The organism is Chitinimonas sp., from assembly GCF_041904975.1.
GTDB lineage: Bacteria > Pseudomonadota > Gammaproteobacteria > Burkholderiales > Chitinimonadaceae > Chitinimonas.
In genome coordinates this window covers 1-5,937 of sequence record NZ_JAYRLZ010000261.1, presented here as the reverse complement: position 1 = coordinate 5,937, position 5,937 = coordinate 1, and the positions used below count along the sequence as shown (strand labels likewise).

Annotated in this window: 4 protein-coding genes; 3 read left to right on the top strand and 1 reads right to left on the bottom strand. The window is 58.9% G+C overall.

Annotated elements, in window-relative coordinates; translation table 11 throughout:
- Positions 1-1,571 (bottom strand): peptide chain release factor 3 (locus ACE3OH_RS18335; RefSeq protein ID WP_374356559.1); only part of this gene is annotated, 1,571 nt, incomplete at its 3' end.
- A gap of 215 nt (positions 1,572-1,786) precedes the next feature.
- Between ACE3OH_RS18335 and ACE3OH_RS18330 the strand changes: the two genes are divergently transcribed.
- The 3 genes from ACE3OH_RS18330 to ACE3OH_RS18320 all read left to right on the top strand — a co-directional run bounded on the left by ACE3OH_RS18330 (position 1,787) and on the right by ACE3OH_RS18320 (position 5,811).
- Positions 1,787-2,449, top strand: coding sequence for a substrate-binding periplasmic protein (locus ACE3OH_RS18330; protein WP_374356556.1), 663 nt, complete (start codon positions 1,787-1,789; stop codon positions 2,447-2,449).
- Positions 2,450-2,711: 262 nt separating this feature from the next.
- A complete protein-coding gene (locus ACE3OH_RS18325) occupies positions 2,712-4,715 on the top strand; it encodes a methyl-accepting chemotaxis protein (protein ID WP_374356553.1) in 2,004 nt (667 codons plus the stop codon).
- Positions 4,716-5,166: 451 nt separating this feature from the next.
- On the top strand, positions 5,167-5,811 hold the full coding sequence (locus ACE3OH_RS18320; RefSeq protein ID WP_374356550.1) for a hypothetical protein: 645 nt from the start codon (positions 5,167-5,169) through the stop codon (positions 5,809-5,811).
- Positions 5,812-5,937 lie beyond the last annotated feature (126 nt).

Genomic DNA, 5,937 nt, shown 5'->3' with positions numbered 1-5,937 from the left:
CGCGTGGCATGGAACTGCACCTTGGGCCAGCGTTCCTGGGTCAGCTGCAGATTGACCCGATTCGGCGCCAGATAAGTGAGATTGTCCGAGGCGTCGCGTGCCAGGTTCAGCACCAGGTTCTTCTCGAAATCTGCCAGCATGCGTGCATCTTCACAGCTCACCCAGCGCGCGGTGTTGATTGCGCAACTCTCGAACACGGCATCGACACCATACTCGTTTTCCAGCCGGCTCTTCACCACCTCGTACTGCAGCACCCCCACTGCACCGAGAATCATGTCAGCGCCCGACAGCGGCTTGAATACCTGCACTGCGCCTTCTTCGCCAAGTTGTTGCAAACCTTTTTGCAGCTGCTTGAGCTTGAGCGGGTTCTTGATGCGAACCGAACGGAACAATTCGGGTGCGAAGTAGGGGATGCCGGTGAAAGCGAGTTTTTCGCCCTCGGTGAAGCTGTCGCCGATCTGGATATTGCCGTGATTCGGCACGCCGATGATGTCGCCCGCGTAAGCTTCTTCCACCTGCTCGCGGCTCGATGCCATAAAGGTCACCACCGAATTCGCCGCCACATCGCGATCCAGGCGCAAATGCTTCATCTTCATGCCGCGCTCGAACTTGCCCGAGCATACGCGCAAGAAGGCGATGCGGTCGCGGTGCTTGGGGTCCATATTCGCCTGGATCTTGAACACGAAACCGCTGAATTTTTCTTCGTCAGGGCTGACATCGCGCACCGTGGCATCGCGATGCTGCGGGGCAGGGGCCCAGTCGATCAGTGCATTGAGGATCTCGCGCACACCGAAGTTATTGATGGCCGACCCAAAGAACACCGGTGTCTGCTTGCCGGCCAGGAAATCGTCGAGCGAGAAGGGGTGCGATGCACCCTTGACCAGCTCCAGCTCCATGCGGGTGTGTTCGATTTCCAGCGGAAACAGCTCATCCAGGCGTGGGTTGTCGATGCCCTGGATGATTTCCACGTCCTCGATATTGCGATCTTCACCGGGGGCGAACAGCAGAATCTGATCATTCAGGATGTGGTACACGCCGCGGAAGGTCTTGCCCATGCCGATTGGCCAGGTAATGGGGGCGCACTGTATCTTCAGCACGCTTTCCACCTCGTCCAACAGTTCCAGGCTGTCGCGCACTTCGCGGTCGTACTTGTTCATAAAGGTGACGATAGGGGTGTCGCGCAGGCGGCAGACATTGAGCAGCTTGATGGTCTGCTCTTCCACCCCCTTGGCGGCATCGATCACCATCAAGGCACTGTCGACCGCGGTCAACACGCGATAGGTGTCTTCCGAGAAGTCCTGGTGGCCAGGGGTATCCAGCAGATTGATCACATGCTCGCGGTAATCGAACTGCATCACCGAGGAGGCAACCGAAATGCCGCGCTGCTTTTCGATTTCCATCCAGTCAGATGTGGCGAACTTGCCGGTCTTTTTGCCCTTTACCGTGCCGGCCATCTGGATGGCACCCGAGAAGTACAGCAGTTTTTCGGTCAGCGTGGTCTTGCCGGCATCGGGGTGGGAGATGATGCCGAAGGTGCGACGACGTTTGACTTCCTGGGCGATGGGCGACATGGCGAACTGCCTGAATTCTTTGGGAAAAGGGGCGCAATTCTAGGGGAGATGGCCGCTAAAGTCGATGCGTGCGCTGTCTTGCTGCGTACGGTGGCCGCAGGATCGGCTAAAGTGGTCAAATGCCAGCCAGCTTTGTCACCATACTCCGTCGTTTGCGTGTATTGCCCGTCGCCCTTGCGCTATGGCTTGCACCCTCTGTTTTCGCCGGCAATACCGTGACCCTGATTGCAACCGATTTCCCGCCGTTCACCTCGGCGGACCTGCCGGAGCAGGGCTTCTTTACGGCTATTGCGCAAGCTTCCTTGCAAGCGGCAGGCTACCCGTCGACAGTCACTTTTCAGCCGTGGGCGCGCGTCATGGCGCAGATGCGCAAAGGGCAGTTTGATGCGGTGCTGGCTGTCTGGTACCAAAAGCAACGCGAACAGTTTCTGGCGTTTTCCGAGCCTTTGTGGACCAATCGCATCGGCTTTTATGGGCGTGCCGAGCAACTGATCGATGTGCGGCAGCTCGCTGCACTCAAGCCCTATACCATCGGCGTGGTACGCGACTACGCCAATCCCCCCCAGTTCGATGCAGCTCAGCTCAATACCGATGCAGCGGTCGATGATCTGGGCAATCTGCGCAAATTGCAGGCCGGTCATGTCGATCTGGTGCTGATCGATCGCGCCGTGGCCGAATTCCTGTTGCGTACCCGTTTGCGCGAGGGTGCCGATCAGCTGGTCTGGCTCGACCCGCCCCTGGCGTCCATGCCGCTATACATCGGCTTCGCCCGCAATCGTCCCGGCTACCAGCGCCGGCTGGAGGCATTCAATCGCGGCCTTGCCATCATCCGCGCCAATGGCGAATACGACCGCATCATCAAACGTTTGTCCCGTTGAACGAGTGTGGAAAGAACGCGCAGTGGTCTGGCTGCGCAGCCGAATTGCTGCTGTTTTCGAGTCGGAATCGGCTTTGCACGTAGCTGGCCCGCGACAGCCATGACGCGATGCATGGAGACTGCGTAGCAGGCACAACTTGAACAATGGCCGGCTGATGTCTTATAGCTATGCCGTGGGGGGAACTGCATCTTGGGATGCATAAATACAAATCGCCATCGAGCGATCCTGATCTGGTCCATGTGACCATCGCTAGGCAATCACCATGACCCGCCCCAGTCTTTCTTTGCAAGTCCGGCTCACGCTCACCGCTTTGGGCTGCGCTCTGGTCGGCCTGTCCATCTCGGGCGCAATCGTTGCCTACAAGAGCCGCGGCAGTGTTCGCGAGGCTGCGCTGTCCGATGCGCGCCGCCTGGTGGCGAGTGAAGCCGCCAAGCTGGAGGGCACGTTGAATGCCACGTATGAAACAGTGCACAGTCTTGGCAACGCCATGGTGGGCATGCGTACGTCCGCCCAGCCGCCCAGCCGCGAGCAGATCGACGCCATGATGGCCAATATGCTTCGTGCCAACCCGGATGTGTTGGCCTACAGCAATTTGTGGGAAGCCAATGCTCTGGACGGACGCGATGCCGACTTTGTGGACAAAAAGCCGAATCACGACCATACCGGGCGTTTTCTACCCTACTGGAACCGTGGCAGTGGCCAGATTGCCGTAGAGCCGCTTACCGGCTACGACAAGGCCGGCGAAAACGATTGGTATGTGATCCCGCAAAAGACACTGAAGGATGCGTTGATCGAACCCTACCTGTATAAGGTCATGGGCAAGGATGTGTTGATGACATCCCTGATGACGCCAATGCTGATCGACGGCAAATTCGTGGCGGTGGTCGGTGCAGACTTCCCGCTGGTGGGTTTGCAGGCCTCCCTGTCCAAGGTGAAACCTTTTGGCGTGGGCAGTGTAGACCTGATCTCCAACGGCGGACTCTATGCCACCAATGCCAATGCCGCCAAGTTGGCCAAACCAGCCGACGACCTGCCCAAGGATGCTCTGGCGGCAGTGAAGTCCGGCAAAGCCTTTGAGTACATTGCCGATGGGCAGGCGCATCTGTTCGCGCCGCTCAGTATCGGCAATGGCGGCACCCCGTGGGCCTTGCACGCCAGCTTCCCTTTGGCAGCCGTGATGGGGCCGGCCAATGCCATCGTGGTCACCAGTATCGTGGTGGGCTTGTTGTGCCTGCTCGCCATGGCTGCGGTGCTGATGCTGGCCATGCGTCGCGCCATGCAACCCTTGCAGCGTCTGAATGCCGCCATGGCAGATCTGGCCACCGGCCAAGGCGACTTGACGCGGCAGCTGAAAGTGGAGCGCGATGACGAGGTGGGGCAAATCTCGGCATCGTTCAATGCCTTCGTGGCGCGCATCAAGTCGCTGGTGCTCGACATCAAGCAGCAGAGCGGTGTGCTTGACCAGACCAGCGCTACCCTTGGTGGCATCACCGGAGATATTGCCGAGCGCTCATGCCGGCAAAGCGATGCTTCGGCGTCGACCGCAGCATCGGTAGAGCAGATGACAGTCAGCATCACCCATGTAGCAGATCACGGTAGCGACGCAGACGCGGCTGCACGTGCCACCGATGAGTTGACACGCAACGCAGCCGGCCGCATCCAGCAAACGGCTAAAGAAATCGCCGCTATCGAGGGCACGATGCAAGAGGTGCGCAAAGGTGTGGAGCAGCTGGACGGCCGCGCCAAACAGATCAGCGCCATTGCCACGGTGATCCATGACATAGCCGGTCAAACCAATCTGCTCGCCTTGAACGCCGCCATAGAAGCGGCCCGTGCCGGCGAGCAAGGGCGCGGCTTCGCAGTAGTGGCTGACGAGGTGCGCAAGCTGGCAGAGCGAACCACACAGGCTACGGTAGAGATCAACCAGATGCTCGAGGGCATCCAGCTGGATAGCAGTCAGGCGGTTGCCCGTGTCGGGGAGGTCGCGCTCAAGGTCGAACAGGGCGTTGCGCTGTCTCGAGATGCGGCCTCGTCCATCGAGTCCATCCATGTCAAGGTGGGGCTATTGACCGGCCAGGTCAGCGAAATTGCCCTGGCAACGTCGGAGCAGTCGAGTGCAAGCACGCAAATCGCCCAGCATGTCGAACTGATCAGCGAGATGGCACGCGACAACGACGGGTCTATCCAGACCGCCCGCAATGCCGTATTGAAGCTACAGGAACAAGCGCAAGAGCTGGCGAAGCAAGTGGGCAGATTCAAGGTCTGAACTACGCGGGTTTCGGGGCCTTTTGCATTCTTCGGCTACGGTAACCCGGCGTACTTGCTGCAGATGCCGGAGCGGGTGTGGCGGGTATGGTGGTCGATTGCTGCGTGGCATATCGGTTGAACAGAGACATTCAGCGGTCTCATCATCGGCTCGTGCTCGTGCTCGTGCTCGTGCTCGTGCTCGTGCTGATCGATGTTTGACGAGCTTTGACAGACTGGTCATCATTACTGCATGAACTTGGTCGTTACGGAAGGTGTTGCGCACGCGATGTGCCGATGAAATCGACATCTGCCGCCAAAATCATCATTGATAACGTTGCGCACTAAAAATCCCGCTCGTCGTTGCGCAGTGTGCGGGCCGGGAACGCAACAGTAGATTGACCGTCCGATATAGCAAAACTAGGTATTCGCAACAGCCTGTTGCGAGCGCCAACAAGCAAGGAAGGTCTATCATGCCGCGTCACAGCAGCGATCACCGCGCCTTTGCCCATACTCCTAAGGCCGGTAGGGAACCTCCACAGCCTTTCGTCTACATGCTGCCGCTTACCGACGGGCGAGGTTTCAAATTAGGCCGGACAGAGAACCTGTTGCACCGGGTGACCGCCTTCAGTATTCGCTATTTCGAAGACTTCAACCTGCACGACGCACCGATCGCGCGCTGCCAGACCAAGGCGCAGACTGTCGCGCTTGAGAAGATGCTGAAGCGCTTGGCAGCCGTGCGCATCGAACCTCCGGAATGGATAGTCTGGAGTGCCCGTTGCCCGACCGAGTGGTTTACTGCCACGGCGGCTGATTCGGTCAGGCAATGTTTGGCAAACATCGAGACCGACCCGGACTTTTCTGGCATCGGTTTGGATACGGCGTATGACGAGATCAAGCGCCAGTTGATTGCCAACCAGGAGCACATGACCGCCTGGGCAATGGCGACATGGGGCGAAATTAGGGACCGGGCCGCGGCCAGAGGCGGCTACCACGTCTCCACTTTGCTTGGGCGCCAACTTCAGGCCAGCCTGGACGCCTATTGCCGGTTTGGCATGCCATTACTGGACGGGTGGGAGCCCGAGGAAGGGTTTGTCGCCTGCAATCGAACCCACTGAGAGAACGGGGCATATGGATCGCGCCATGATGATACCCCCCGTCTCCGTGCGTACTGACGCAGTCGCTGATATCGCGTGTCTTGCGCAATCTCCTGCGCTGCCTTCACGATTTCATCCAAACATTTC

What these genes read in the sequence shown, in the direction of transcription:
- ACE3OH_RS18325 (WP_374356553.1), top strand. Translation starts at nt 2,712, where the DNA reads ATGACCCGCCCCAGTCTTTCTTTGCAAGTCCGGCTCACGCTCACCGCT.
- ACE3OH_RS18320 (WP_374356550.1), top strand. Translation starts at nt 5,167, where the DNA reads ATGCCGCGTCACAGCAGCGATCACCGCGCCTTTGCCCATACTCCTAAG.